This window comes from Alphaproteobacteria bacterium (assembly GCA_019635875.1).
Lineage (GTDB): Bacteria > Pseudomonadota > Alphaproteobacteria > Reyranellales > Reyranellaceae > JAFAZJ01.
Genome location: JAHBYP010000012.1, coordinates 1 through 23200, shown reverse-complemented (window position 1 = coordinate 23200; position 23200 = coordinate 1). Strand labels below are relative to the sequence as shown.

Sequence of the window (23200 nt, the reverse complement as noted above, 5' to 3'; positions counted from 1 at the left end):
CTGGCCACCGCCATGCATGACATCCGTGTGATTCGCGACAACCCGGCTGCCTTCGACGTCGGGCTCGCCCGCCGACATTTGCCACCGCAGAGCGCAATCGTCCTGGAGATCGATCGGCGCCGCCGCGCGGCGATCACCGAGGGCGAGCAGGCGCAGGCCCGCCGCAAGGCGCTGTCGCGCGAGATCGGCGCGCTGCGCGGCAAGGGCGAGTCGGCCGACGCGCAGATGGCAGAGGTCGCCGCGCTCGACACCACGCAGAAGACCGCCGAGGCCGCCGCCGCCGCGGCCGAGAAGGAGCTGCACGATCTGCTGTCGGGCCTGCCCAATCTGCCCTCGGAGCAGACGCCCGACGGCAAGGACGAGCATGACAACGTGCCGGTGCCGCAGCGCCAGTCCGGCGCGCCGCGCAACTTCGCCTTCGAGCCCCGGGACCACGTTTCGATCGGCGAGAAGCTGGGCATGGACTTCGCCGCTGCGACCAAGCTTAGCGGCGCGCGTTTCGTCGTGCTGCGTTCGCAACTGGCGCGGCTGGAACGTGCCATCGGCCAGTTCATGATAGACCTGCAGACGACCGAGAACGGCTACACCGAGATCGCGCCGCCGCTGCTGGTGCGCGACGCGGCGGTCTATGGCACCAACAACCTGCCGAAATTCGCCGAGGACCTGTTCCGCACCGAGAATGGCTACTGGCTGATCCCCACGGCCGAGGTGCCGCTGACCAACCTGGCGGCCGACACCATCTTCGAGGAGAAGGACCTGCCGCAGCGCTACACCGCGCTGACGCCCTGCTTCCGTTCCGAGGCGGGCTCGGCCGGCAAGGACACGCGCGGCATGATCCGCCAGCACCAGTTCACCAAGGTCGAGCTCGTTTCGATCGTCACGCCCGAGCAATCGGCCGACGAGCACGAGCGCATGACCGACTGCGCGCAGTCGGTGCTGAAAAAGCTCGAGCTGCCGCATCAGGTCGTGACCCTGTGCGCCGGCGACATGGGCTTCGGCGCGCGCAAGACCTACGACATCGAGGTCTGGCTGCCGGGCCAGGGGCGCTATCGCGAGATCTCGAGCTGCTCCAACATGGGCGATTTCCAGGCCCGCCGCATGGGCGCGCGCTACCGCCCGAAGGAAGGCAAGGGCAACCGCTTCGTGCACACGCTCAACGGCTCGGGCCTGGCTGTCGGCCGCACCCTGGTGGCGATCCTCGAGAACTTCCAGAGCCAGGACGGCAGCGTCACCGTGCCCGACGCGCTGCGCTCCTACATGGGCGGCGTCACGACGCTCTCGCCGCAATGAGCTATCCGCCGCTCGATCCGACCGGCGCGCGGATCCTCGTCACCAACGACGATGGCATCAACGCGGCCGGCCTGGAGGCGCTGACCGAGATCGCCCGCGCGCTGTCCGACGACGTCTGGATTGTCGCCCCCGAGATGAACCAGAGCGGCGTCGGCCATTCGCTGTCGCTGACCAGGCCGCTGCGCCTGCGCGAGCTCGGCGAGCGCAGATTCGCCATCGAGGGCACGCCGACCGATTGCGTGCTGTTCGCCGCCAGGCACTTGCTGGCCGACAATCCGCCCGACCTGGTGCTGTCGGGCGTCAACCACGGCGCCAACATCGCCGACGACGTCACCTATTCGGGCACCATCGCCGGAGCGATGGAGGGTTGCCTGCTGGGCATCCGCTCGATCGCGCTGAGCCAGGCCTATACACGCGGCCATCCCGTGAAGTGGGCCACCGGCGTGCATCACGGGCCGGGCGTCATCCGTGACGTGCTGTCGGTGGAATGGTCGAAGGAGGCCTTCGTCAACATCAACTTTCCCGACGTCGACGCCGCCTCGGTCCAGGGTGTCGAGCTGACGCGGCAGGGCCATCTCGGCTTCGGCGGCTTCATCGAGGCGCGCAACGACCTGCGCGGCGGCCAGTACTTCTGGGTGGGCTACGCCCCCGAGGACATGGAGCCGCCGTCGGGCACCGATGCCGCCGCCCTGCGCCAGGGCCGCATCTCGGTGACCCCGCTGCACCTCGACCTGACCCACGAGACGATGTGGCGGCGCCTGCGCGACGCTCTGGCGCGCGGCTGAGAAGGCCGCCACGATAGGCCATGACCACCGTCGCCAAGCAGCGCCTGATCGCCGAGTTGCGGCGTGGCGGCATCGACGACGAGCGCGTGCTGGCGGTGATGACCGCGATCCCGCGCGAGGTCTTCGTCTCGGCGACCTTCGTCGAGCGCGCCTACGACAACATGGCTCTGCCCATCGGCTTCGGCCAGACCATCAGCCAGCCGCTGGTCGTCGCCGCAATGACCCAGGCGCTCGATGTCGGCCCGCGCATGAAGGTGCTCGAGATCGGCACCGGTTCGGGCTACCAGGCGGCTATCCTCGCCCGGCTCTGCCGCCGCCTCTACACCATCGAGCGCTACAAGGTGCTGGCCAAGGACGCCGAGAAGCGCCTGCTCGACCTGCGCATCCACAACGTTGTGTTCCATGTCGGCGACGGCACCCGGGGCTGGCCGCCGCAGGCGCCGTTCGACCGCATCCTGGTGACCGCGGCCGCCGGCGAGATGCCCATGGCGCTGATCGACCAGCTGGCCGTGGGCGGGATCATGCTGGTGCCGGTGGGCGCCGATCCGGTGAATCAGACCGTCGAGCGCGTCGTGCGCACCGAGGACGGCTTCACCCGCGAGCCGATCATGCCGGTACGCTTCGTGCCGCTGGTCGGCGGCGCGCTGCCGAGCTTCGAGGGGTGAGGGCGGCTACCTTGTCCTGACGTTGCAGGTCTCGCCCTTGAGCGGCGAGTAGCAGCGCCGGCCGCAGACCTTCTGGCCGACCTGGCAGACGATGTTGCCTTCGTTGCAGCTCTCGCCCTTGAGCGGCGAGTAGCACCGGTTGCCGCAGGTCTTCTGGCCGATCGAGCAGACCAGGGTCTGCGCGCCGGCGTTGGCGGCCAGCACCATGGCGCCGAGCAGCGCGGCGGCGAGCACCGTGGATGTCCTGCGGAACATGGCATCTCCCCGACTGAAAACGGCCATCATCATAGCACGACTTCAACTCCTGGGCGCGGGCCGGCGGAACGCCTCGATGATCAACCCGCGCAGCCAGGCATTGCCGGCATCGTCGTCGACCGATTGGTGCCAGTAGAGCAGGGCGTCGAGCGTCGCTGTCCGGAACGGCAGCGGCACGAGCCGCACCGGCAATCCGGCGGTCAGGGTCTTCGCGTAGTCCTCCGTCATGGTCATGATCAGGTCGGTCGCGGCGACGACGCGGATCGCCGCGAGATAGTTGCGGCAGCGCAGGCGCACGCGCCGCCGCAGGCCGCGCTCGCTGAGCTCGAGGTCCTCGAGGCCCGGACCGCGGCGTCGCGCCGTCACCATCACGTGGTCGAGCGCCAGGTAGGTCGCCATCGTCAATCCGCCGCGCAACGCCGGATGCCCGCGACGCGCCACGGCGACGAGCTTGCCCGCGGTCAGCCGCCGGCGTCGGATGCTGTCGGCCAGCGGCAGGGGCACGTCGATCGCCAGGTCGACGGTGCCGTTGGCGAGGCTGGTCTCGAGACTGCGGCGGCGCACCTGCGTCGTGCGCAGGACGATGCCGGGCGCGATTTTGGCGATCCGACCGAAGAGATCCGGCAGCAGCAGCGTCTCGGTCGGATCGCGCAGGCTGATGGCGTATTGCGCGGTGCTGCGCGCCGGATCGAAGCCGCCGGCATCGGCGACCAGCGCGTCGAGCGAGCCCAGCGCCTCGCGCAGCCTCTGGGCCAGGCCGCGTGTGAACGGGGTGGCGATCAGGCGCTGTCCGTCGCGCACGAACAGCGGATCGCCGAACAGCTCGCGCAGCCGCCCCAGCGCGTGGCTGATGGCCGACTGGGTGAGGTTCAGCCGCGCCGCGGCGCGCGTCACGCCGCCCTCGGAATGGATCACCGCCAGCGTGCGCAGCAGGTTGAGGTCGACGCGCCTGTCATGAAGCATATCGATGGATTTCCATGCCAAACAATCATTTTATTCATTGTTCGGGCAAGCCTACCCTGCCGTCAAGAGATCAGGAGGATTGCGATGGAGTTCGCCTATACCGACAAGGTGAAGGCCCTGCAGGAAAAGCTGCACGGTTTCATGGACAAGCACGTCTATCCCGGTGAGGAGCGCTACGAGCGCGAGCTCGAGGCCGGCGGCCGCTGGCAGCCGACCGCCGTGATGGAGGAGCTCAAGCAGAAGGCCAGGGCGGCGGGGCTGTGGAACCTCTTCCTGCCGGGCCACGAGGGAGCCGGGCTCACCAATCTCGAGTACGCGCCGCTGTGCGAGATCATGGGCCGCTCCAAGATCGGCTCGGAGCCCTTCAACTGCTCGGCGCCCGACACCGGCAACATGGAGACGCTGCACCTCTACGCCAACGAGGCGCAAAAGAAGCAGTGGCTGGTGCCGCTGCTCGAAGGCAGGATCCGCTCGGCCTTCGCCATGACCGAGCCGGCGGTGGCCTCCTCCGACGCCACCAACATCGAATGCTCGATCGTGCGCGACGGCGACCACTACGTGATCAACGGCCGCAAATGGTGGACCAGCGGCGCGCCCGATCCGCGCTGCAAGATCCTGATCGTCATGGGCAAGACCGACCCGCGCAACCCGGACCGCCATCGCCAGCAGTCGATGATCCTGGTGCCGCGCGAGACGCCCGGCGTGACCATCGTGCGCAGCCTGCCGGTGTTCGGCTACGACGACGCGCCGCACGGCCATGGCGAGGTGGTGTTCGACAACGTGCGGGTGCCTGTCGGCAACATCCTGCTGGGCGAGGGCCGCGGCTTCGAGATCGCCCAGGGCCGCCTCGGACCGGGCCGCATCCACCACTGCATGCGCGCCATCGGCTCGGCCGAGCGCACGCTGGAGAAGATGTGCAAGCGGGTGAAGTCGCGGGTGGCCTTCGGCCGGCCGATCGCCGAGCAGACGGTGACCCTGGAGCGCATCGCCGAGGCGCGCATCATGATCGAGCAGGCGCGTCTGCTGGTGCTCAAGGCCGCCTACATGATGGACACGGTCGGCAACAAGGCGGCGCGCGCCGAGATCGCGATGATCAAGGTCGCGGTGCCGGCGATGGTCACCAGGGTGATCGACATGGCGATCCAGGCGCATGGCGGCGGCGGCGTCAGCAACGATTTCGGCCTCGGCTTCGCCTACGCCCAGGCGCGCACCCTGCGCCTGGTTGATGGACCCGACGAGGTGCACCGCAACCAGATCGGCAAGCTGGAGCTGGCGCGCTACAACTGAGGTGGACGACGCGCCACCGCATGGGCACGATCTGCCGGTCGCGCAACCGGCAGATCGGGGGCCTTGGTGGCGGGGAGTCTGATCGGGTCCATCGCGCGTCGAGCGTCGGCCGCGATAGTTTTGGCAATACTCGGAGCTTGTGGTTCCGCACCCGCACGACATCAGCCACCAGCGGCGTCGCTACCAGTCACCACCAAGGTTGAGTCGCTTGAAAGCTTCATGTGGCGGCAGAGCTTGGCTACGCACATCTCGCATTATGGACAGTATCCGCGAGCGGCAGTCGAGCGGCGGGAGCAGGGCGTGGTCACGGTCCGATTTGTCATGAATCGGGACGGCAAAGTCCTCTCCGTTATGATCGCGCAGTCATCCGGCATTGAGGAACTGGACCAGGAAGCCCAGCGCCTGATCTGGCGAGCTCAGCCGCTGCCGGGCGTGCCTCGCAGCATTCGGGGAGATCGATTCACCTTTGCAACTCCAGTACGATTCGCCTTCCGCGATCGGCAGGTGTCCATCCCCGTCAGCGACGTCGGTCGATGAAGGCTCAGAGGATCATCCCAATGAATCTCGGCCTCTACATCGCCACGCGTGGCGCGAGGGCGCGGATCTCGGGCCGGAGCTGGCGAACCTGATCGAGCAGGTGAAGCTGGCGCGCTACAACTAGGCGGCGGCGGCCGCGGGGATTCGACGGCGGTCACGGCTCTTCCTATGATGGGTGCGCAGCGACGGCGACTCATGTCGTCGCTTCGGCCTGTCGGCAAAGGGGGGCTGTGGCATGACGATCTCGAAGAGCGTGGCGGCATCGGCGCTCGGGCTCTCGCTGCTGGCCGCGCCGGCGTTCGCCCAGCCGAGCCTCTACTCGCACGTCAAGAGTACCAACCTGGAGCTCGTAGCCTGCGTTGCCCGCGCCCGCGCGGTGCTGAACGAGATGGGCTTCGCGCGCGTGCAGTCGCTGACCTACTCGGCCATGGGCGCTTCGGGGCAGCATTCGATGGTGATCCGCTGCGTGCCGGAACGGACCCTGGTGTTCTTCGTCGCCGCCGGTCCGGATCTGGCCGAGTGCGATCGCCTCGCCAACACGGCGATCCGGCGCTTCTGAGATCCTCGCCATGAAGCTCGGTCTCTACATGGCCACGCAGTGGCGCGAGGGCGCGGATCTCGGGCCGGAGCTGGCGAACCTGATCGAGCAGGTGAAGGTGGCGCGCGCCAGCGGGCTGAGATCGCTGATGGTCGGCCAGCATTTCGTCTCCAAGCCGCTGCAGATGTTCCAGGCCATGCCGTTGCTGTCGCGGCTCGCCGCCGATGCCGAGGGCATGGAGGTCGGGCCCGGCCTGCTGCTGTTGCCGCTGCTCAATCCGGTCGTGGTGGCGGAGGAGACGGCGACGCTCGACTGGCTCACCGGTGGCAAGGCGATCATCGGCCTCGGGCTGGGCTATCGGCAGGAGGAGTTCGATTCGATCGGCGTGCCGTTCAAGGAGCGCGTGCCGCGTTTCATCGAGGGCGTCGAGGTGATCCGCAAGATGTGGCGCGATCCCGTGGTCGAGCACAAGGGACGCTTCCATACCGTGAGCGGCGTGCAGGCCAGCGTGCGGCCCATGCAGCCGGGCGGTCCGCCGATCTGGATGGCGGGCGATGTCGAGGTGCCGGTGAAGCGCGCGGCCAGGCTTGCCGACGCCTGGATGCCGTCGCCGCTGGTCAGCCAGTCCTCGGTCGGCCGGCTCGGCAAGCTGTTTCGCGAGACGCGCGCGGCAGAGGGCCTGCCGCCGGCGACGGAGTTCCCGGTGATCCGCGAATGCCACGTCGGCGGCTTCGACGAAGTGCGCGAGCCGCTGTTCTTCAAGTACCAGGCCTATGCCAGCTGGGGCGGCGCCAGCGGCTTCGTGCCGGCCGACCGCATCCGCCAGGACTTCGACAAGTTCGCCGCCGACCGCTTCATCATCGGCTCGCCCGACGAGGTGGTCGACAAGGTCGGCCGGTACGGCGAGGCCACCGGCACCAACCACCTGCTGCTGCGCGTGCAGTGGCCGGGCCTCGACCAGAAGATGGTGCTGCGCACGCTGGAACGGCTCGGCCGCGTTGTTGAGAAGTTGAGGTGATCCTTCTCCCCGCGAAGGCGGGGAGAAGGTGCCCGAAGGGCGGATGAGGGGCTTCGCGGCGCTGCAATCAGCATGATCGTTGCTGAGAGGATTCGAAGCCCCTCATCCGCCTCGCTACCGCTCGGCACCTTCTCCCCGCCTTCGCGGGGAGAAGGACTACTCAGCAGCAGCGCGGCCTTCGCTGAGCAACGGCATGATCTCCGCGGCGAAGGCGCGCAGCGAGGCGACATTCGCACCGGGATCGATCAGCAGCACGTTGCCGACACCGCCGTCGCGCAGGATGCGCAGGCGGGCGACGATTTCCGCCGGCGTGCCGAGCAGCGGCGCGTCGTCTTGCTCGGGCGGCACGAGCTTGCCGCCGCCGCGCGCGAGATCGCCGATGGTGCGCACGACGCGGGCGCGGGTCTCGTATGCCGCCTGGCGCTCGGCGTCGTTGCGCACGATCTGCAGCGCGCGGGTGGCGCCGACCATGGTGGGATCGTAGGCGCGGCCGATGCGCGTGCACTCCTCGCGGAACAGCGCCACGCGCTCGATGGTCAGCGCCACCGAGCCGAGCTGGTCGAGCAGCAGGTTGTAGCCCTCGCGCGCGGCGCGGCGGATCGAGTCGGGGCTGCCGGCGGCGAGCCACAGCGGCGGGTGCGGGCGCTGCAGCGGCGCGGGCTCGACGACGATGTCGTCGAAGGCCCAGCGCCTGCCCTGGTGCGAGAAGCGGCCCGGACTGGTCCACGCCTTGCGGATCACCTCGATCGCCTCGTCGAAGCGCTCGGTCGCCTCGTCCATGGCGATGCGGAAGCCCGCGAACTCCGAGGCGCGGTATCCCTTGCCGACGCCGAAATCGAGCCGGCCGCCGGACAGCAGGTCGAGCGTCGCGGCCTGCTCGGCCAGCAGCACCGGGTTGTGCCAGGGCAGCACGATCACGGCGGTGCCCAGGCGGATGGTGCGCGTGCGCGCGGCGAGATAGGCCAGCAGGGTCAGCGACGCCGAGAGCTGGCCCACGCCGGTGAAATGGTGCTCGACGAGGAAGACGCTGCGGAAGCCCAGCCGCTCGGCCTCGACGACGTAGGCGATGAAATCGTCATAGGCCTGGCTGTCGCCCGCGCCATCGTCGCGCCGCTGCGTGCGCGCCCCGCCGAACAGTCCGAACTGCATGCCCGACCTCCTGCGGTCGAGCATACCGGCTCAGGTGCCGAAGCGCACCCGGCCCTGGGCGTCGATCGGCCAGGCGGGATTCCAGGCGATCTCCCAGGCATGCTCGTCGGGGTCGGCGACGACGCCGCTCATGCCGCCATGCGGCGGCTCCGATGCCGGCCTGAGGATGCGGCCGCCATACTTCGCGAGATGATCCATGATCGGCTGCACCTGGCCGCGGCTCTCGACGTTGTGCGCCAGGGCGAAGCCGGCGGACTTCACCGGCGAGCTGCGCTGCGTGTCGGCATCGAGGCCCTTGCGCAGCCAGGTCGAGAACACCAGGCCGTTCATCTGGTAGAAGACGATCTCCGGTGTCTCGAGGACGGGTTTCCAGCCGAAGCCATCGACATAGAAGCGGTGCGCGCGTGCGAGATCGTCGACACCGAGAGTCACCAGTGCAATGAGCTGTCGCATGTTCGTTATCCTGCCGTTGGCTGGCGCGGGATGCGCCGGCTACAGTCGCGGGACGGGGCGCCAGGGACGACGCTCGACAGGATCTCCGCAGGGAACCGCGAAGACGCCCGGCTGAACCACACGGGCATGCGTGCCTTTTCCGACGATGCTAGGGTAGGGTGGCGTCAGCCGGCGCGCAAGCTTGGGGGCCGTGTATGAGCTTGATCTTTCCCAGCTACACCCGCGGCGAGCGCATCGCCGATGCCGTCGTGCATGTCGTCGGCGTCGGCATGGCGGTGATCGCCGGCGCGGTGCTGCTGGCGGTGGCCGTGCCCGGCGGCGCCGCGCAGATCGCGGCGCTCGGCCTCTATGTCTTCGGTGTGGTCGCGGGCTTCGGGTTCTCCGCCGCGTACAATCTGATCTCCTCGCCGCACGCCAAGGCCATCCTGCGCCGCTTCGACCACGCCGCGATCTTCCTGATGATCGCCGGCAGCTACACGCCGTTCGCCGCCATCGCCGTCGGCGGGTTCTGGGGCGCGGCGCTGCTGAGCGCCGTGTGGGTCGTGGCGCTGGGCGGCGTGGCGATGAAGCTGACCCTGCCCGGCCGTTTCGAACGCCTGTCGATCGCGCTGTACCTGCTGCTGGGCTGGGCGATCCTGCCGGTGCTGGGGCCGGTGGTCGAGGCGCTGTCGGGCGCCAGCCTGGTGCTGCTGCTGGTGGGCGGCCTGCTCTACAGCGTCGGCGTGGTGTTCCATCTTTGGCACCGTCTGCCCTATCACAACGCCATCTGGCACGGCTTCGTGCTCGCCGCCGCCGTCTGCCACTACATCGCGGTGATGCGCGACGGCGCGTTGCGCTACTGATGCGCCGCATCCGCTTCTACATCGACTTCAAGAGTCCCTACGCCTACCTGGCCAAGGATCCGGCGCGCGATCTCGTGCGCGAGACCGGCGCGGCGATGGAGTGGCTGCCCTACACGCTCGACATCCCGGCCTATCTCGGCAGCGCCAGGGTCGACGGCTCGGGCGACGTGCTCGAGGAAAGCCGCAACGCCCATCAGTGGCGGCGGGTGAAGTACAGCTACATGGACTGCCGGCGCGAGGCCAACCGGCGCGGCTTGGTGATTCGCGGCACGCGCAAGATCTTCGATTCGTCGCTGGCGCATGTCGGCCTGCTGTGGGCCAAGCGGCAGGGCGAGGCGGTCGAGAGCCGCTTCATCGACATCGTCTACGAGCACTTCTGGAAGCGCGAGCTCGACATCGAGAATCCCGAGGTGGTGGCGGCCACCCTGCGCGAATGCGGTGCCGACACCGCGGGCTTCGCGGCGTGGCTGGGCGGCGAGGGGCGTGAGGAGCTGAAGCGGCTGCAGCGCGAGGCCGAGGACGCCGGCGTCTTCGGCGTGCCCAGCTTCCTGTTCGACGACGGAGATCTCTACTGGGGCCGCGAGCACATCCCGCATGTGCGCGAGCGGCTCGTGTCCGGATAGTTCCGTGCTGTGTGTCATTCCAAGCGCAGCGAGGAATCCAGCGGGCACGCTGGATTCCTCGCTGCGCTCGGAATGACAGGAAAGCCCTTCGGTTCGGGACGAACCTCGCTCTACGCCGGCTCGGCGTCGCGCCGGGCCCACATGGCGCGGAAGGCCGGACGCGCCTGGCAGGCGGCGAGCCACGCCTTCACCTTGGGGGCGCCGTCGAACAGCTCGGTCGCGACGCTGGCGTAGCGCACGCACTCCGCGAGGTTGATGTCGGCGACGCTGAAGCGCTGGCCGACGGCGTAGCCGCCATGCGTCGCCAGGTGGCGGTCGAGCACGGCGAAGGGTCCGCGCAGCGCGGCGATCGCCGCCTGCGCCACCGCCTCGTCCTTGGGCCCCTCGGGATTGCCGACGCGGTTGTAGAGCACCTGGATCGAGCGCGGCTCGATCTCGGTCGCCGCCCATAGCGTCCACATGCCGATCTGGCCGTCCTCGGCAATGTTGGCCGCGGCCAGCGACCCGCCATGCTTGCGCGCGAGGTAGAGATTGATCGCCAGCGACTCGTGCAGGACCAGGCCATCGTCGTCCATGGTCGGCACATGACCATTGGGATTGATCTTGAGAAAGGCGGGCGAGCGGGTGTGCAGCAGGGTGGGGCCGCTGGCCTGGCGGTAGTGCTGGATCACCGGCACGTGGCGGAACGGCACGCCGAGCTCGTCGAGCAGCCAGATATTGCGCGACGCGCGCGAACGATAAACGCCGTAGATCGTGAGCATCAGGGACCCTCGTGAACAAGCGGCGCAAGGAACTCCTTTCGCCTTCGCGGCGCAACCGCATCCCGCGCTGTTCACTCGATTCTGCCGCTCACGATGTCGCGATCCGTCTTCCGCTATAGCGGGATGATGGGGGCGAGGGTCGCACCCGAGCGCGCGGCGCGCAGCGGCGCGGTGTCCATGTAGACGCGCTCTTCGACGATGCGGCCTTCCTTGAGGCGGAACTTGTCGATGCCGCGCCAGTCGAAGCGCCTGCCGCCGACGATCCGGGTCGATTGCCACTCCACGATCACGACGTCGCCGCGCGCCGTCCAGTCGAGCAACTGCCAGACCTGATCGGGCGCGGCCTCGCGGATGATGTCGGTGAGGCGGCCGAGCTCGCGGCCGGCCACCGGACGGTCGTAGAGCGGCGAATGCAGCAGGCCGTCGGAATGCCACAGCGCGAGGAACGCCTCGCCGTCGCGCGCCGCCCAGGCGGCGGCGAAGCGGGTGATGAAGTCCTGGTGATCGGTCATCGCGCTCTCCGTGGTCGATGCGCGGAGAGTGGAGGCGCGGCGCCTGCTGGTCTGGCGGTTTGCGGACGTGACCTTCCCGACTACGCGTCCCAGGCGCCTTCGTGCTTGAGCAGCCAGCGCTTGCGGTCGAGGCCGCCGCCATAGCCGGTGAGCGAACCGTCGGTGCCGATGACGCGGTGGCAGGGCACGACGATGGCGATGGGATTGGCGCCATTGGCCGCGCCCACCGCGCGCATCGCCGCCGGCCTGCCGATGCGCCGCGCCAGCGCGCCGTAGCTGGTCGTCTTGCCGGCCGGGATCCTGCGCAGCTGCTTCCACACCGAGCGCTGGAACGGCGTGCCCGCCATCTCGCAGGCGATGCCGCCGAGCGCGCCGATGTCGCCGTCGAAATACGCCTTCAGGGCGCGCAGCACGGACTTGGGCGCGGGCCCTTCGATCAGCTCGATGTCCTTGCCGTACTGCAGGCGCAGCAGGCGGCGCATGCGCGGCTCGTGGTCGCGGAAGTCGAGGGTGCGCAGCGTGCCCTGCGCGTCGGTGATCAGCAGGGCTTCACCGATCGGCGTCGGGAAGGAGCTGACGGTCAGGCGGTCAGGCTGCGCGACGGGCATGGTGGGCCTCGATATGGCTGGAGAGAATGTGGGCCGCGGCATAGGCACGCCACGGCCGCCAGCGCTCGGCGCGCGCCGCGAGATCGCCGCTGTCGCCGCCCAGGGCGCGCATCGCGCGCGCCAGCTCGGCGTCGCCGGCATGGAACGCATCGGGCTCGCGTCGATGCCATGCCGCGACGTACTGCGCGATGGCCGGCGGCACGCCGAATGCCTCGATGGATTCGGCCTCCTCGAGCTGCCCGTTGGCGAAGGCATGCACGAGCGGACGGACACCCGAGGGCAGGTTCGGCGCAGCCGCGAGCTGGTCGGGATCAGGAAACGTGTCGCAACCGGCAAGCAGGCCGGCGAGCGCGTCCCGGTCGGGCAGTGCCGCGCGGACGGCAAGCTCGAAGCCATCCCAGGCGCCGGGCACGCGCAGGCCGGGCCGGCGCTTGACCAGCGGGGCGAGCAGGGGGTCATCCGAGAGCTGCTGGCCGATCACGACCGGATCGGCGGCGAAGTCGAAGACACGACGGATGCGGGCGATGATCGAAGGCAGGCTGCGCAGGCGCGGGAAGCGCACGGTGACCTCGGCGAAGGCGCCGACGCCGGGCGCGACATGGATGGTACCCTGCGCTCCGTCGAGCGCGATCGTGCGCGCATAGCCGCGCTCGTCGACCGTCTCGATGCCGGGGATGGCCCGCGCCGCCAGCGCGGCGAACATGGCCGGCCAGTCATAGGGTTCGCGATAGGGCAGGCGCAGCGAAACTTCGCCGGTGGCGCCGGCCGAGGCCTCGGGCGCGCTGCCGCGGCGCAACTGACCGGGCGGGCGGTGGTATAGCCGCTGGAAGGTCTCGTTGAAGCGCCGCACGCTGCCGAAGCCGGCGGCCATCGCCACCTCGATCATCGGCAGCCGTGTCTCGTGGATCAGCTTCTTGGCCAGGAGCACGCGCCTTGTCTGCGCCACCGAGATCGGCGAGGCGCCGAGGTGCTGCCTGAACAGCCGGCGCAGCTGGCGCTCGCCCATGCCCAGCCGTTCGGCGAGGCTGTCGACGTCGCTACTGTCGAGCGCACCGCCTTCGATCAGGTCAAGCGCGCGTGAGACGGTGTTCGACGTGCCGCGCCAGAAGGCGAGGTCGGGGCAGGATTCCGGCCGGCAACGCAGGCAGGGGCGGTAGCCGGCCTCCTGCGCCGCGGCGGCCGTGGCGTAGAACGTCGAGTTCTCGCGCTTGGGCGTGCGCGCCGGGCAGATCGGCCGGCAGTAGATCCCGGTGGTGCGCACCGCGATGAACAGCCGGCCGTCGAAGCGACGGTCGCGCACCTGGATGGCGCGGTAGCAGGCGTCGTCGTCGAGGTCCATGGCCGGATCATCCGCCCGGTGCCCCCTGGAGTCTCGCGGTTTTCGGACGCCATCAACAGCAACGGCGCCCGCAAGGGGCGCCGTTCGATAGGGGCACGCTGTCATCCCGAGCGCAGCAAGGGATCCAGGGAAGCTGCCTGGATCCCTCGCTGCGCTCGGGATGACAGGAAGCGTCTCAGCCCTGGTCGAGGAAGCTGCGCAGCAGGCGGCTGCGGCTGGGATGCTTCAGCTTGCGCAGCGCCTTGGCCTCGATCTGGCGGATGCGCTCGCGGGTGACCGAGAATTGCTGACCGACCTCTTCCAGAGTGTGGTCGGTGTTCATGCCGATGCCGAAGCGCATGCGCAGCACGCGCTCCTCGCGCGCCGTCAGCGTCGCCAGCACCTTGGTCGTGGTCTCGCGCAGGTTGGACTGGATCGCCGCGTCGAGCGGGATCACGGCGTTCTTGTCCTCGATGAAGTCGCCGAGATGCGAATCCTCCTCGTCGCCGATCGGCGTCTCGAGGCTGATCGGCTCCTTGGCGATCTTCAGGACCTTGCGCACCTTCTCCAGCGGCATGCCGAGCTTCTCGGCCAGCTCCTCCGGGGTGGGCTCGCGGCCGATCTCGTGCAGCATCTGGCGCGAGGTGCGCACCAGCTTGTTGATCGTCTCGATCATGTGCACGGGGATGCGGATGGTGCGCGCCTGGTCGGCGATCGAGCGCGTGATCGCCTGGCGGATCCACCACGTGGCGTAGGTCGAGAACTTGTAGCCGCGGCGGTACTCGAACTTGTCGACCGCCTTCATCAGGCCGATGTTGCCTTCCTGGATCAGGTCGAGGAACTGCAGGCCGCGGTTGGTGTACTTCTTGGCGATCGAGATCACGAGACGAAGGTTCGCCTCGACCATCTCCTTCTTCGCCCGGGTCGCCTCGCGCTCGCCCTCCTGGACGGTGCGCACGATGCGGCGCAGCTCGCTGATCGGCAGGCCCGAGGACGCCGACAGGGCGCCGATCTCGCCGCGGATCATGGTGATGTCGGCACCGCGGCGCTTGGCGAGTTCCTTCCAGCCCTTGTTGGGCAGCTTCTGCACCTTCTCGAGCCAGTTGGGATCGAGCTCGTGGCCGATATAGGCGCCGAGGAACTCGTCGCGCTTGATCTTCACCGTCTCGGCGAGGCGGAAGATCTTGCCTTCCTGCTGCGCCAGCTTGCGGTTCATGTCGTAGAGCTGGTCGCGCAGCTGCTCGATGCGGCCGTTGTTGATGTGGATGGTCCGAACCAGCTCGACGATCTTCTTGCGGTAATGCTCGTACTTGCGCTCGAAGTCGGGCGACGGCTTGTGACCGCGCTGCAGGGTCGACAGCCGGCGGTTCTGGACCTTCGACATGTCGCCGTAGGTCTTGGCGATCTTCGACAGGGTCTTGAGAACCTCGGGCTTGAGCTTCTCCTCCATCGCCGACAGCGAGACGTTGGCCTCTTCCTCGCTCTGCTCGTCCTCGCCCGGCGCGGCGGCTTCGCCGCCCTCGCCCTCGGCCGAGGCCTCGGCGGCCGGCTTGGGCGCCACCGGCTTGGGCATCGACGGTGGACGCTGCGGCGTCGGCACCGAGGGGCGCGGGCCGGGCGGCACGGTGCCGTTGGCGTCGGCCTTGGCCGCCGCTGCATCGGGGCCGCCGCCATAGGTCGCCTCGAGGTCGATGACGTCGCGCAGCAGCATGCGGTTGTCGTTGAGCGCGTCGCGCCACTCGAGCAGGGCGGTGATGGTCAGCGGGCTCTCGCAGATCGCGCCGATCATCTTTTCCTGGCCGGCCTCGATGCGCTTGGCGATGGCGATCTCGCCCTCGCGGCTAAGCAGCTCGACCGAACCCATCTCGCGCAGGTACATGCGCACCGGATCGTCGGTGCGGCCGTAATCCTCTTCCTCCTCGACCTCCGAGGCGGCGACCGCGACCTTGCCGTCGGTGGCCGCCGGCTTCTCCTCGCCGCCGACGTCCTCGGTCTCCTCGTTGTCCACCAGGTTGATCCCCATTTCGGAGATCATCGCCATGGTGTCCTCGATCTGCTCCGAGGTGACCTCCTCGGCGGGCAGGGCGGCGGAAAGCTCGTCGACCGTGACGTAACCGCGCTCCTTGCCCTTCTGCAGGAGCTTCTTCAGCCCCGCGCCCAGGGTATCCAGCAGCGGCGAATCAATCGGGTCTTCAGGCTTCTCGGTCGTATCCGGGGCAGTTGCCAGCTTGGTCGCCATCGGCGCGACACCTTCCCTAAGCGGCGCGGTTCCGGGGGCGGGTTCTGCGACCCGTCGAGGCGGGCCGGTCGCAAACCTGGGAACAAGCGCCTGATAATGACAATAAAACCCGTCGCCGGGGGAGCGACAGGTACCTCTACCTTATAGACACCGCCTCCCTGTGCGGCCAGTGAAAAACGGTCCAGCCGCCCGCAGGGCAGGCAGTCCGGCTAGCCGCTGCTGCCCGTGCGGGCGCTGCGGATCGACTGGTGGCGCAGGGCCTGCAGCCGTTCCCAGTTGGCCTCGCTCGGGTCGCTGGCGAAGCTCGCCTCCGCGGCTCGCAGGTCCGAGGCCTCGGCGAACGCCAGCCGATGGCCTTCGGCCTCCCGCCGCCAGCGCTCCCGCGCGGCCACTTCCGGCTCCGTTCCCGGGCCGAACCCCCTGATCGCCTCCTGACGAAGGGTCTCGGCCATGGCGGTCAATCCTGCGGCGTTGAGATGGCGAGCGATGGCCGCCGCTTCAAGCGCTGCGACGTCCTCGCCGGGCGCCGGATGGTCGACTTCGGCCGCCGCCTCGAGCAGGGCCGAGCGCAGCCGCTCGCGTTCGTGGCCGGTCAGGGGCAGGGCGGCGACGTCCTCGGCCAGGCTCTCGAGCCAGGCCGGATGCAGCAGGACGGCGCCCAGCAACAGGCCCTCCCGGCGGCCGGGATCGAGGTCGTGGTTGGCCGTCGCCAGCGCCGCCCCCTTGTGAAACCAGGCGATGTCCTCCAGCGAGGGCTCCCGCCGGAAGGGCCGGTCCTGGAAGCGGGGACGGCGGGGTCCGGGTGCGCCCGGCCGGCCGAACTGGCCGCGCGAGCGGAACCGGGGCCAGGCGGCCTCGAAGCGCTGGTCGAGCTCGTTGCGGTACTGCTCCTTCACCGCCGGATCGGCGATGGTGGCGGCACGTTGGCGCAGGGCGGCGCGGATCGCGGCCCGGCGCTCGGGCGTGTCGTCCGGCTGGCCCAGCGTCTCGATCTCCCAGACCATGTCGACCAGCGGCCGGGCGGCCTTCAGCGCCGCCTCGAACGCTCCCCGGCCGCCATTGCGGATCAGGCTGTCAGGGTCCTCGCCAGGCGGCAGGCTGACGAAGCGCAGGCTCTTGCCGGGTGCCAGCAGGGGCAGGGCGCGTTCGGCCGCGCGCTGGGCGGCGCGCCGGCCGGCATTGTCGCCGTCGAAGCAGAGATAGGGTTCGTCGGCCATGCGCCAGAGCAGCGCCAGCTGCCCCTCGGTGAGCGCGGTCCCCAGGGGCGCCACGGCACCGTCGAAGCCGGCGACATGCAATGCGATCACATCCATGTAGCCCTCGGCGACAATGACCGGCCGGTCCCTGGCGGCGGCTTCACGGGCGAGGTGCAGGCAGTAGAGGTTGTCGCCCTTGTGGAAGAGCGGGGTCTCGGGCGAGTTCAGGTACTTGGGCTCGCCCTGGCCGATCACCCGGCCGCCGAAGGCGATGACCCGGCCGCGCCGGTCGTGGATCGGGAACATGACCCGGCCGCGAAAGCGGTCGTAGGGCGCACGGCCGCCCTCGTCGGGCCGGATCACCAGGCCGCAATCGACCAACTGCTGCTCGGTGGCGTTCTCGCGCTTCAGCGCGACCTGCAATGCTTCTCTATTGTCGGGCGCGAAGCCGAGCTGGAAGCGCTCGATCGTGGCATCCGACAGGCCGCGCCCGTGGAGATAATCGAGCCCGGTCCTGCCGCCGGGCATGCGCAGCTCCTTCTCGAACCAGCGTGCCGCCGCCGCGGCCACTCCATGCAGGGTCGCCGCCGCCTGCGCCCGTTCGCGCTCTTGCGGTGTTGCGACTGGCACCGCGAGCCCGGCATCGTGCGCCAACTTCTCGACCGCATCGGGAAATGACAGCCCCTCGATGCGCATGGTGAAGCCGATGGCATCGCCATGCGCGCCGCAGCCGAAGCAATGGAAGAACGCCTTCTGGTCGTTGACCCAGAAGCTCGGCGTCTTCTCGTTGTGGAACGGGCAAAGCCCCGCGTACTCCCGCCCCTTGCGCTTGAGCGCGACCTTGCGCCCGATCACCTCCGAGAGGGTGATCCGGTTGCGCAGTTCCTCGACGAACTCCGGCGGGAAGGCCATGCCTCAGCATACCGCCGAACGAAGCGGCGGCGATGCTGTGATAAGCGGGGACTGATCTGCCTAGCCACCCAGCGCCTTCTTCGCCGCGGCGGAGGCGGCGGCGAAGTCCATCTGGCCGGCGTAGTTGGCCTTCAGCCAGGCCATCAGCGGGCCCATGCCCTTGATGCCCGAGGCGCCGGTCTCGGCGATGCCCTTGGCGATCACCACCTCGATGCCGGCGGCATCGAGCTGCCGCGGCATGAACCTGCGGATGACGTCGATCTCCGCCTGCTCCTTGTCGGCGAGGTCCTGGCGGTTGCCCTGCTGGTAGGCGGCGATGCTTTCGCCGCGCTGCTTCACCATGCCCGAGAGCATCTGCAGGATCTCGGCGTCGGCGACACCGTCCCTGTTGCCCTTGGCGCGCGCCTCGATGTCCCATTCCTTGAGGCGGGCGATCATCAGCCGGATGGTCGAAACACTCGCCATGTCCTTGGCGCGCATAGCGTCTTTCAGCGCCTCATTGAAGCGGTCGCGCAGCATCGGAGCCTCTGTGGCGGGGCGGGAAAGCGGCAAAATAGCCGCAGCGGCCGACCCGGGCAATTGAAATAACGTGTTGAAAAGAAAGCGATTTTGGAAACGGCCGGGGGTTGACGCGGTGCCGGCCGATCATTACAAGACGGCGAATTTCGCGCCTGCCCGGGCCCTTGGGGCCGGCGCCCACGCGATCGGACGCATACCCATGTCCCAATCCTCCTCGACCGGCGCCGTTCCGGGCGCCGCGACTCGGGTCGCGCCTACACAACCCGACGGCGCGACCGCCGCGCTGGTGCTGGCCGACGGCTCGGTGTTCTGGGGCCGCGGCGTCGGCGCCTCGGGCGAGGCGGTGGGCGAGGTCTGCTTCAACACATCGATGACCGGCTACCAGGAGATCATCACCGACCCCAGCTACGCCGGGCAGATCATCACCTTCACCTTTCCGCATATCGGCAACGTCGGCACCAACGACGAGGACATCGAGACCATCACGCCGGCCGCCCGTGGCGTCGTGCTGCGCGAGGACATCACCGATCCGGCCAACTGGCGCGCGGCGCGCCACCTCGATGCCTGGCTGAAATCGCACAACCTGCCCGGCGTCTGCGGCATCGACACGCGGCAGGTTACGCGGCGCATCCGCGACGGCGGCGCGCCCAACGGCGTCGTGGCACATCAGCCCGACGGCAGGTTCGACGTGCCCTCGCTGGTCAAGAAGGCTGCTGACTGGCCGGGCCTCGAAGGCATGGATCTCGCGCTCGAGGTCAGCACACGGCAGAGCTACGGCTGGGACGAGCTCGTCTGGACGCTGGGCAAGGGCTACGGCAAGCAGAGCGACGCCAAGTACCACGTCGTCGCCGTCGACTACGGCGCCAAGCGCAACATCCTGCGCTGCCTCGCCAATGCCGGCTGCAAGGTGACGGTGCTGCCGGCCACGGCCACGGCCGAGGATATCCTGCGCCACAAGCCGGATGGCGTGTTCCTGTCCAACGGCCCCGGCGATCCGGCGGCCACGGGCACCTACGCCGTGCCGGCGATCCAGGGCGTGCTCGATGCCAAGGTGCCGCTGTTCGGCATTTGCCTGGGCCACCAGATGCTGGCGCTGGCGATCGGCGGCAAGACCGCGAAGATGACGCGCGGCCACCGCGGCGCCAACCAGCCGGTGAAGGACCTCACCACCGGCAAGGTCGAGATCACCTCGCAGAACCACGGCTTCTGCGTCCTGCCCGAGTCGCTGCCGGCCAACGCCGAGGTCACGCACGTCTCGCTGTTCGACGGCGTCAACGAAGGCCTGCGGCTGACCGACAAGCCGGCCTTCTCGGTGCAGTACCATCCCGAAGCGTCGCCCGGCCCTGAAGACAGCCACTATCTCTTCGACCGCTTTGTCGATCTGATCGCGGCCAACAAGAAAAAGAACTGAGGCCGACGATGCCCAAACGCACCGACATCAAATCCATCCTCGTCATCGGCGCCGGGCCGATCGTCATCGGCCAAGCCTGCGAGTTCGATTACTCCGGCGTGCAGGCGTGCAAGGCGCTGAAGGCCGAAGGCTACCGGGTGATCCTGGTGAACTCGAACCCGGCGACGATCATGACCGATCCCGGGCTCGCCGACGCGACCTACATAGAGCCGATCACGCCCGACATGGTGGCGCGCATCATCGCCAAGGAGAAGCCGGACGCGGTGCTGCCGACGATGGGTGGCCAGACGGCGCTGAATACGGCGATGGCGCTGCATCGCGATGGGCGGTTGAAGGAACTCGGCGTCGAGCTGATCGGCGCCAATGCCGCGGCGATCGACAAGGCCGAGGACCGCCTGCAGTTCCGCGACGCCATGACCAAAATCGGGCTGGAATCGCCCAAGAGCCAGGTCGTGCACAATCGCGAGGAGGCGAGCAGGGCGCTGGAATTCGTCGGCCTGCCGGCGATCATTCGCCCCTCGTTCACGCTCGGCGGCACCGGCGGCGGCATCGCCTACAACAGGGATGAATATTTCGAGATCGTGCAGGGCGGCCTCGAGGCCTCGCCGACCACCGAGGTGCTGGTCGAGGAATCGGTGCTCGGCTGGAAAGAGTACGAGATGGAGGTCGTGCGCGATCGCCACGACAACTGCATCATCATCTGCTCGATCGAGAACGTCGATCCGATGGGCATCCACACCGGCGACTCGGTCACCGTCGCGCCGGCGCTGACGCTCACCGACAAGGAATACCAGATCATGCGCAACGCCTCGATCGCGTGCCTGCGCGAGATCGGGGTCGATACCGGCGGATCGAACGTGCAGTTCGCCGTGAATCCGCAGAACGGCCGCATGGTCGTGATCGAAATGAACCCGCGCGTCTCGCGCTCCTCGGCGCTGGCGTCGAAGGCCACCGGCTTTCCCATCGCCAAGGTCGCCGCGCGCCTGGCGGTGGGCTACACGCTCGACGAACTGGTCAACGACATCACCGGCACGCCGGCCTCCTTCGAGCCGACGATCGACTACGTCGTCACCAAGATCCCCCGCTTCGCCTTCGAGAAGTTCCCCGGCGCCGAGCCGTCGCTGACGACCTCGATGAAGAGCGTCGGCGAGGCGATGTCGATCGGCCGCAACTTCCAGGAGTCGCTGCAGAAGGCGCTGCGCTCGATGGAGACCGGGCTGACCGGCCTGAACGAGATCGAGATCCAGGGCGCGCCGGCGAAATCGGCGATCCATGCCGCGCTGTCGCGGCCGACGCCGGATCGCGTGCTGACCATCGCGCAGGCCTTCCGCCATGGGCTGACGGTCGACGAGGTCGCCGCCGCCTGCCGCTACGAACCGTGGTTCCTGCGCCAGATCGAGCAGCTGGTGAAGATCGAGGCGGAGGTGCGCAAGGACGGGCTGCCCAAGGACCGGCAGGGTCTGCTGCGGCTGAAGAAGCTGGGCTTCTCCGACGAGCGCCTGGCCGAGCTGGCCGGCAGCAATATCAAGGGCAGCGACGTCACGGCCAGGCGCCTCGAGCTCGACGTGCGGCCGGTCTACAAGCGCATCGACACCTGCGCCGCAGAGTTCGCCTCGCGCACGCCCTATCTCTATTCCTGCTACGAGGGCGACGGCGTGCAGGCGCCGGAGTGCGAGGCCGAGGTCAGCGATCGGCGCAAGGTCATCATCCTCGGCGGCGGTCCCAACCGCATCGGCCAGGGCATCGAGTTCGACTATTGCTGCGTGCACGCGGCCTACGCGCTGCGCGACGCCGGGTTCGAGACCATCATGGTCAACTGCAATCCGGAGACCGTGTCGACCGACTACGACACCAGCGACCGCCTGTACTTCGAGCCGCTCACCGTCGAGGACGTGGTTGAGCTGGTGCGCAAGGAACAGTCGAACGGCGAACTGCTGGGCCTGATCGTGCAATTCGGCGGCCAGACGCCGCTGAAGCTGGCCAAGCCGCTGGAGGCCGCCGGCATCCCGATCCTCGGTACCTCGCCCGACGCGATCGACCTCGCCGAGGATCGCGACCGCTTCAAGCGCCTGCTGGAGAAGCTGCAGCTGAAGCAGCCCCAGAACGGCATTGCCTATTCCATCGAGCAGTCCCGACTGGTCGCCGCCGATGTCGGCCTGCCGCTGGTCGTGCGGCCCTCCTACGTGCTGGGTGGTCGCGCCATGGCGATCATCCGCGACGAGGAGCAGCTCAACGACTATCTGTTCGGCGTGCTGCCGGAGATGGTTCCGCCCGACATCAAGGCGCGCTACCCCAACGACAAGACCGGCCAGATCAACACTGTGCTGGGCAAGAACCCGCTGCTGTTCGACCGCTACCTGCGCGACGCGATCGAGGTCGATGTCGACGCGCTGGCCGATGGGGACGGCAACGTGTTCGTCGCCGGCATCATGGAGCACATCGAGGAGGCCGGCGTGCATTCAGGCGATTCCGCCTGCTCGCTGCCGCCGTACTCGCTGCCGGCCGAGGTCGTCGCCGACATCGAGCGCCAGACCGTGGCGCTGGCCAAGTCGCTGGGCGTCGTCGGCCTGATGAACGTGCAGTACGCGGTCAAGGAGACCCTGGTCTACATCCTCGAGGTCAATCCGCGCGCCAGCCGCACAGTGCCCTTCGTCGCCAAGGCAACCGGCCTGCCGATCGCCAAGTACGCCTCGCGCCTGATGGCCGGCGAGAAGCTGGGCGACCTCGATCTGCGCGAGTCCACCATCGGCCGCCACGTCGCGGTGAAGGAAGCGGTGTTTCCCTTCGCGCGCTTCCCCGGCGTCGACGTCACGCTGGGCCCGGAGATGCGCTCGACCGGCGAGGTCATGGGCATCGACAGCGATTTCGGGCGCGCCTTCGCCAAGTCGCAGCTCGGCGGCGGCACCAAGGTACCGACCGAGGGCACGGTGTTCGTCTCGGTGCGCGACAGCGACAAGCAGGGCGTGGTCGAGGCCGCACGCACCCTGCGCGACCTCGGCTTCCGCATCATCGCCACCGGCGGCACGGCGGATTACCTGAGCGCGCGCGGCGTCGAGGCCACGCGCATCAACAAGGTTTCCGAAGGCCGCCCGCACATCGTCGACCTGATGAAGGACGGCGGCGTGCACCTGGTGTTCAACACGACGGAGGGCGTGCAGTCGACGGCCGACAGCTTCAGCCTCAGGCGTACGGCGCTGATGAACAAGATTCCCTACTACACGACGGCGGCGGGCGCCCGGGCCGCCGTCGCCGGCATCAGCGCGCTCCGCGCCGGCCCGCTGGACGTGGCGCCGCTGCAATCCTATTTCGGGCGGGCGTT

The 23200-nt window shown here is 68.7% G+C and carries 22 protein-coding genes; 11 read left to right on the top strand and 11 right to left on the bottom strand.

The features are described 5' to 3' along the window. The first annotated feature begins 12 nt into the window (after positions 1 to 12). From serS to KF889_28365, 3 genes are read left to right on the top strand one after another with little or no spacing between them, the layout of a single operon-like run. Complete coding sequence (serS, locus tag KF889_28375) at positions 13 to 1290, top strand: serine--tRNA ligase (protein MBX3503379.1); 1278 nt, start codon at positions 13 to 15, stop codon at positions 1288 to 1290. Then, positions 1287 to 2075: a 5'/3'-nucleotidase SurE gene (gene surE / locus KF889_28370; protein ID MBX3503378.1), complete on the top strand. Its 789-nt coding sequence runs from the start codon at positions 1287 to 1289 to the stop codon at positions 2073 to 2075. Before serS ends, surE begins: the two co-directional genes overlap by 4 nt. Before the next feature lie 20 nt (positions 2076 to 2095). After that, the gene (locus KF889_28365) at positions 2096 to 2740 is read left to right on the top strand and encodes a protein-L-isoaspartate(D-aspartate) O-methyltransferase (GenBank protein MBX3503377.1); all 645 of its coding nucleotides are present in this window, start codon (positions 2096 to 2098) and stop codon (positions 2738 to 2740) included. Between the two features lie 6 nt (positions 2741 to 2746). Here the strand turns inward: KF889_28365 and KF889_28360 are convergent, their stop codons facing one another. Further along, positions 2747 to 2995: a hypothetical protein gene (locus KF889_28360; GenBank protein MBX3503376.1), complete on the bottom strand. Its 249-nt coding sequence runs from the start codon at positions 2993 to 2995 to the stop codon at positions 2747 to 2749. A 42-nt stretch (positions 2996 to 3037) separates the two neighbouring features. After that, the gene (locus tag KF889_28355) at positions 3038 to 3958 is read right to left on the bottom strand and encodes a LysR family transcriptional regulator (protein MBX3503375.1); all 921 of its coding nucleotides are present in this window, start codon (positions 3956 to 3958) and stop codon (positions 3038 to 3040) included. An 84-nt stretch (positions 3959 to 4042) separates the two neighbouring features. Here KF889_28355 and KF889_28350 point away from each other — a divergent pair, with 84 nt between their 5' ends. The 4 genes from KF889_28350 to KF889_28335 all read left to right on the top strand — a co-directional run bounded on the left by KF889_28350 (position 4043) and on the right by KF889_28335 (position 7338). Beyond that, positions 4043 to 5245 (top strand): acyl-CoA dehydrogenase family protein, encoded by a 1203-nt coding sequence (locus KF889_28350; GenBank protein ID MBX3503374.1) that lies wholly within the window; start codon positions 4043 to 4045, stop codon positions 5243 to 5245. 300 nt (positions 5246 to 5545) lie between these two features. Continuing rightward, a complete protein-coding gene (locus KF889_28345) occupies positions 5546 to 5782 on the top strand; it encodes a TonB family protein (protein MBX3503373.1) in 237 nt (78 codons plus the stop codon). 235 nt (positions 5783 to 6017) lie between these two features. Beyond that, positions 6018 to 6341, top strand: coding sequence for a hypothetical protein (locus tag KF889_28340; GenBank protein MBX3503372.1), 324 nt, complete (start codon positions 6018 to 6020; stop codon positions 6339 to 6341). A gap of 10 nt (positions 6342 to 6351) precedes the next feature. Beyond that, the gene (locus KF889_28335; GenBank protein ID MBX3503371.1) at positions 6352 to 7338 is read left to right on the top strand and encodes an LLM class flavin-dependent oxidoreductase; all 987 of its coding nucleotides are present in this window, start codon (positions 6352 to 6354) and stop codon (positions 7336 to 7338) included. Between the two features lie 156 nt (positions 7339 to 7494). Here KF889_28335 and KF889_28330 read toward each other — a convergent pair whose 3' ends face one another. Next, positions 7495 to 8487, bottom strand: coding sequence for an LLM class flavin-dependent oxidoreductase (locus KF889_28330; protein ID MBX3503370.1), 993 nt, complete (start codon positions 8485 to 8487; stop codon positions 7495 to 7497). Positions 8488 to 8517: 30 nt separating this feature from the next. Further along, a complete protein-coding gene (locus KF889_28325; protein ID MBX3503369.1) occupies positions 8518 to 8940 on the bottom strand; it encodes a VOC family protein in 423 nt (140 codons plus the stop codon). A gap of 194 nt (positions 8941 to 9134) precedes the next feature. Between KF889_28325 and KF889_28320 the strand changes: the two genes are divergently transcribed. Together KF889_28320 and KF889_28315 are read left to right on the top strand one after the other, a co-directional pair. Then, a complete protein-coding gene (locus KF889_28320) occupies positions 9135 to 9782 on the top strand; it encodes a hemolysin III family protein (GenBank protein MBX3503368.1) in 648 nt (215 codons plus the stop codon). After that, a complete protein-coding gene (locus tag KF889_28315; GenBank protein ID MBX3503367.1) occupies positions 9782 to 10405 on the top strand; it encodes a DsbA family protein in 624 nt (207 codons plus the stop codon). Before KF889_28320 ends, KF889_28315 begins: the two co-directional genes overlap by 1 nt. Positions 10406 to 10515: 110 nt before the next feature. Here KF889_28315 and KF889_28310 read toward each other — a convergent pair whose 3' ends face one another. From KF889_28310 to KF889_28280, 7 genes are all read right to left on the bottom strand, one after another. After that, a complete protein-coding gene (locus KF889_28310) occupies positions 10516 to 11166 on the bottom strand; it encodes a glutathione S-transferase family protein (protein MBX3503366.1) in 651 nt (216 codons plus the stop codon). A gap of 113 nt (positions 11167 to 11279) precedes the next feature. After that, a complete protein-coding gene (locus KF889_28305) occupies positions 11280 to 11678 on the bottom strand; it encodes a nuclear transport factor 2 family protein (GenBank protein ID MBX3503365.1) in 399 nt (132 codons plus the stop codon). Between the two features lie 80 nt (positions 11679 to 11758). Continuing rightward, positions 11759 to 12286, bottom strand: a complete 528-nt coding sequence (locus KF889_28300; protein ID MBX3503364.1) for a methylated-DNA--[protein]-cysteine S-methyltransferase — start codon at positions 12284 to 12286, stop codon at positions 11759 to 11761. Continuing rightward, a complete protein-coding gene (locus tag KF889_28295; GenBank protein MBX3503363.1) occupies positions 12267 to 13625 on the bottom strand; it encodes a helix-turn-helix domain-containing protein in 1359 nt (452 codons plus the stop codon). Before KF889_28295 ends, KF889_28300 begins: the two co-directional genes overlap by 20 nt. A gap of 175 nt (positions 13626 to 13800) precedes the next feature. Beyond that, entirely contained in the window at positions 13801 to 15843 is a 2043-nt protein-coding gene (gene rpoD, locus KF889_28290; GenBank protein ID MBX3503362.1) for an RNA polymerase sigma factor RpoD, read from the bottom strand. A gap of 209 nt (positions 15844 to 16052) precedes the next feature. Next, positions 16053 to 17951, bottom strand: a complete 1899-nt coding sequence (gene dnaG / locus KF889_28285; GenBank protein MBX3503361.1) for a DNA primase — start codon at positions 17949 to 17951, stop codon at positions 16053 to 16055. A 60-nt stretch (positions 17952 to 18011) separates the two neighbouring features. Next, a complete protein-coding gene (locus tag KF889_28280) occupies positions 18012 to 18470 on the bottom strand; it encodes a GatB/YqeY domain-containing protein (protein MBX3503360.1) in 459 nt (152 codons plus the stop codon). A 199-nt stretch (positions 18471 to 18669) separates the two neighbouring features. On the opposite strand from KF889_28280, the gene carA reads away from it, so the two are divergent. Both carA and carB read left to right on the top strand, forming a co-directional pair. Beyond that, the gene (carA, locus tag KF889_28275; protein ID MBX3503359.1) at positions 18670 to 19881 is read left to right on the top strand and encodes a glutamine-hydrolyzing carbamoyl-phosphate synthase small subunit; all 1212 of its coding nucleotides are present in this window, start codon (positions 18670 to 18672) and stop codon (positions 19879 to 19881) included. 8 nt (positions 19882 to 19889) lie between these two features. Continuing rightward, a partial coding sequence (gene carB, locus KF889_28270) for a carbamoyl-phosphate synthase large subunit (protein ID MBX3503358.1) occupies positions 19890 to 23200 on the top strand: 3311 nt, incomplete at its 3' end.

Excerpts from the sequence above, each read along its gene's own strand:
- serS (MBX3503379.1), top strand. The coding sequence starts at position 13 with ATGCATGACATCCGTGTGATTCGCGACAACCCGGCTGCCTTCGACGTC.
- surE (MBX3503378.1), top strand. The coding sequence starts at position 1,287 with ATGAGCTATCCGCCGCTCGATCCGACCGGCGCGCGGATCCTCGTCACC.
- KF889_28365 (MBX3503377.1), top strand. The coding sequence starts at position 2,096 with ATGACCACCGTCGCCAAGCAGCGCCTGATCGCCGAGTTGCGGCGTGGC.
- KF889_28360 (MBX3503376.1), bottom strand. The coding sequence starts at position 2,995 with ATGTTCCGCAGGACATCCACGGTGCTCGCCGCCGCGCTGCTCGGCGCC.
- KF889_28355 (MBX3503375.1), bottom strand. The coding sequence starts at position 3,958 with ATGCTTCATGACAGGCGCGTCGACCTCAACCTGCTGCGCACGCTGGCG.
- KF889_28350 (MBX3503374.1), top strand. The coding sequence starts at position 4,043 with ATGGAGTTCGCCTATACCGACAAGGTGAAGGCCCTGCAGGAAAAGCTG.
- KF889_28340 (MBX3503372.1), top strand. The coding sequence starts at position 6,018 with ATGACGATCTCGAAGAGCGTGGCGGCATCGGCGCTCGGGCTCTCGCTG.
- KF889_28335 (MBX3503371.1), top strand. The coding sequence starts at position 6,352 with ATGAAGCTCGGTCTCTACATGGCCACGCAGTGGCGCGAGGGCGCGGAT.
- KF889_28330 (MBX3503370.1), bottom strand. The coding sequence starts at position 8,487 with ATGCAGTTCGGACTGTTCGGCGGGGCGCGCACGCAGCGGCGCGACGAT.
- KF889_28325 (MBX3503369.1), bottom strand. The coding sequence starts at position 8,940 with ATGCGACAGCTCATTGCACTGGTGACTCTCGGTGTCGACGATCTCGCA.
- KF889_28320 (MBX3503368.1), top strand. The coding sequence starts at position 9,135 with ATGAGCTTGATCTTTCCCAGCTACACCCGCGGCGAGCGCATCGCCGAT.
- KF889_28315 (MBX3503367.1), top strand. The coding sequence starts at position 9,782 with ATGCGCCGCATCCGCTTCTACATCGACTTCAAGAGTCCCTACGCCTAC.
- KF889_28310 (MBX3503366.1), bottom strand. The coding sequence starts at position 11,166 with ATGCTCACGATCTACGGCGTTTATCGTTCGCGCGCGTCGCGCAATATC.
- KF889_28305 (MBX3503365.1), bottom strand. The coding sequence starts at position 11,678 with ATGACCGATCACCAGGACTTCATCACCCGCTTCGCCGCCGCCTGGGCG.
- KF889_28300 (MBX3503364.1), bottom strand. The coding sequence starts at position 12,286 with ATGCCCGTCGCGCAGCCTGACCGCCTGACCGTCAGCTCCTTCCCGACG.
- KF889_28295 (MBX3503363.1), bottom strand. The coding sequence starts at position 13,625 with ATGGACCTCGACGACGACGCCTGCTACCGCGCCATCCAGGTGCGCGAC.
- rpoD (MBX3503362.1), bottom strand. The coding sequence starts at position 15,843 with ATGGCGACCAAGCTGGCAACTGCCCCGGATACGACCGAGAAGCCTGAA.
- dnaG (MBX3503361.1), bottom strand. The coding sequence starts at position 17,951 with ATGGCCTTCCCGCCGGAGTTCGTCGAGGAACTGCGCAACCGGATCACC.
- KF889_28280 (MBX3503360.1), bottom strand. The coding sequence starts at position 18,470 with ATGCTGCGCGACCGCTTCAATGAGGCGCTGAAAGACGCTATGCGCGCC.
- carA (MBX3503359.1), top strand. The coding sequence starts at position 18,670 with ATGTCCCAATCCTCCTCGACCGGCGCCGTTCCGGGCGCCGCGACTCGG.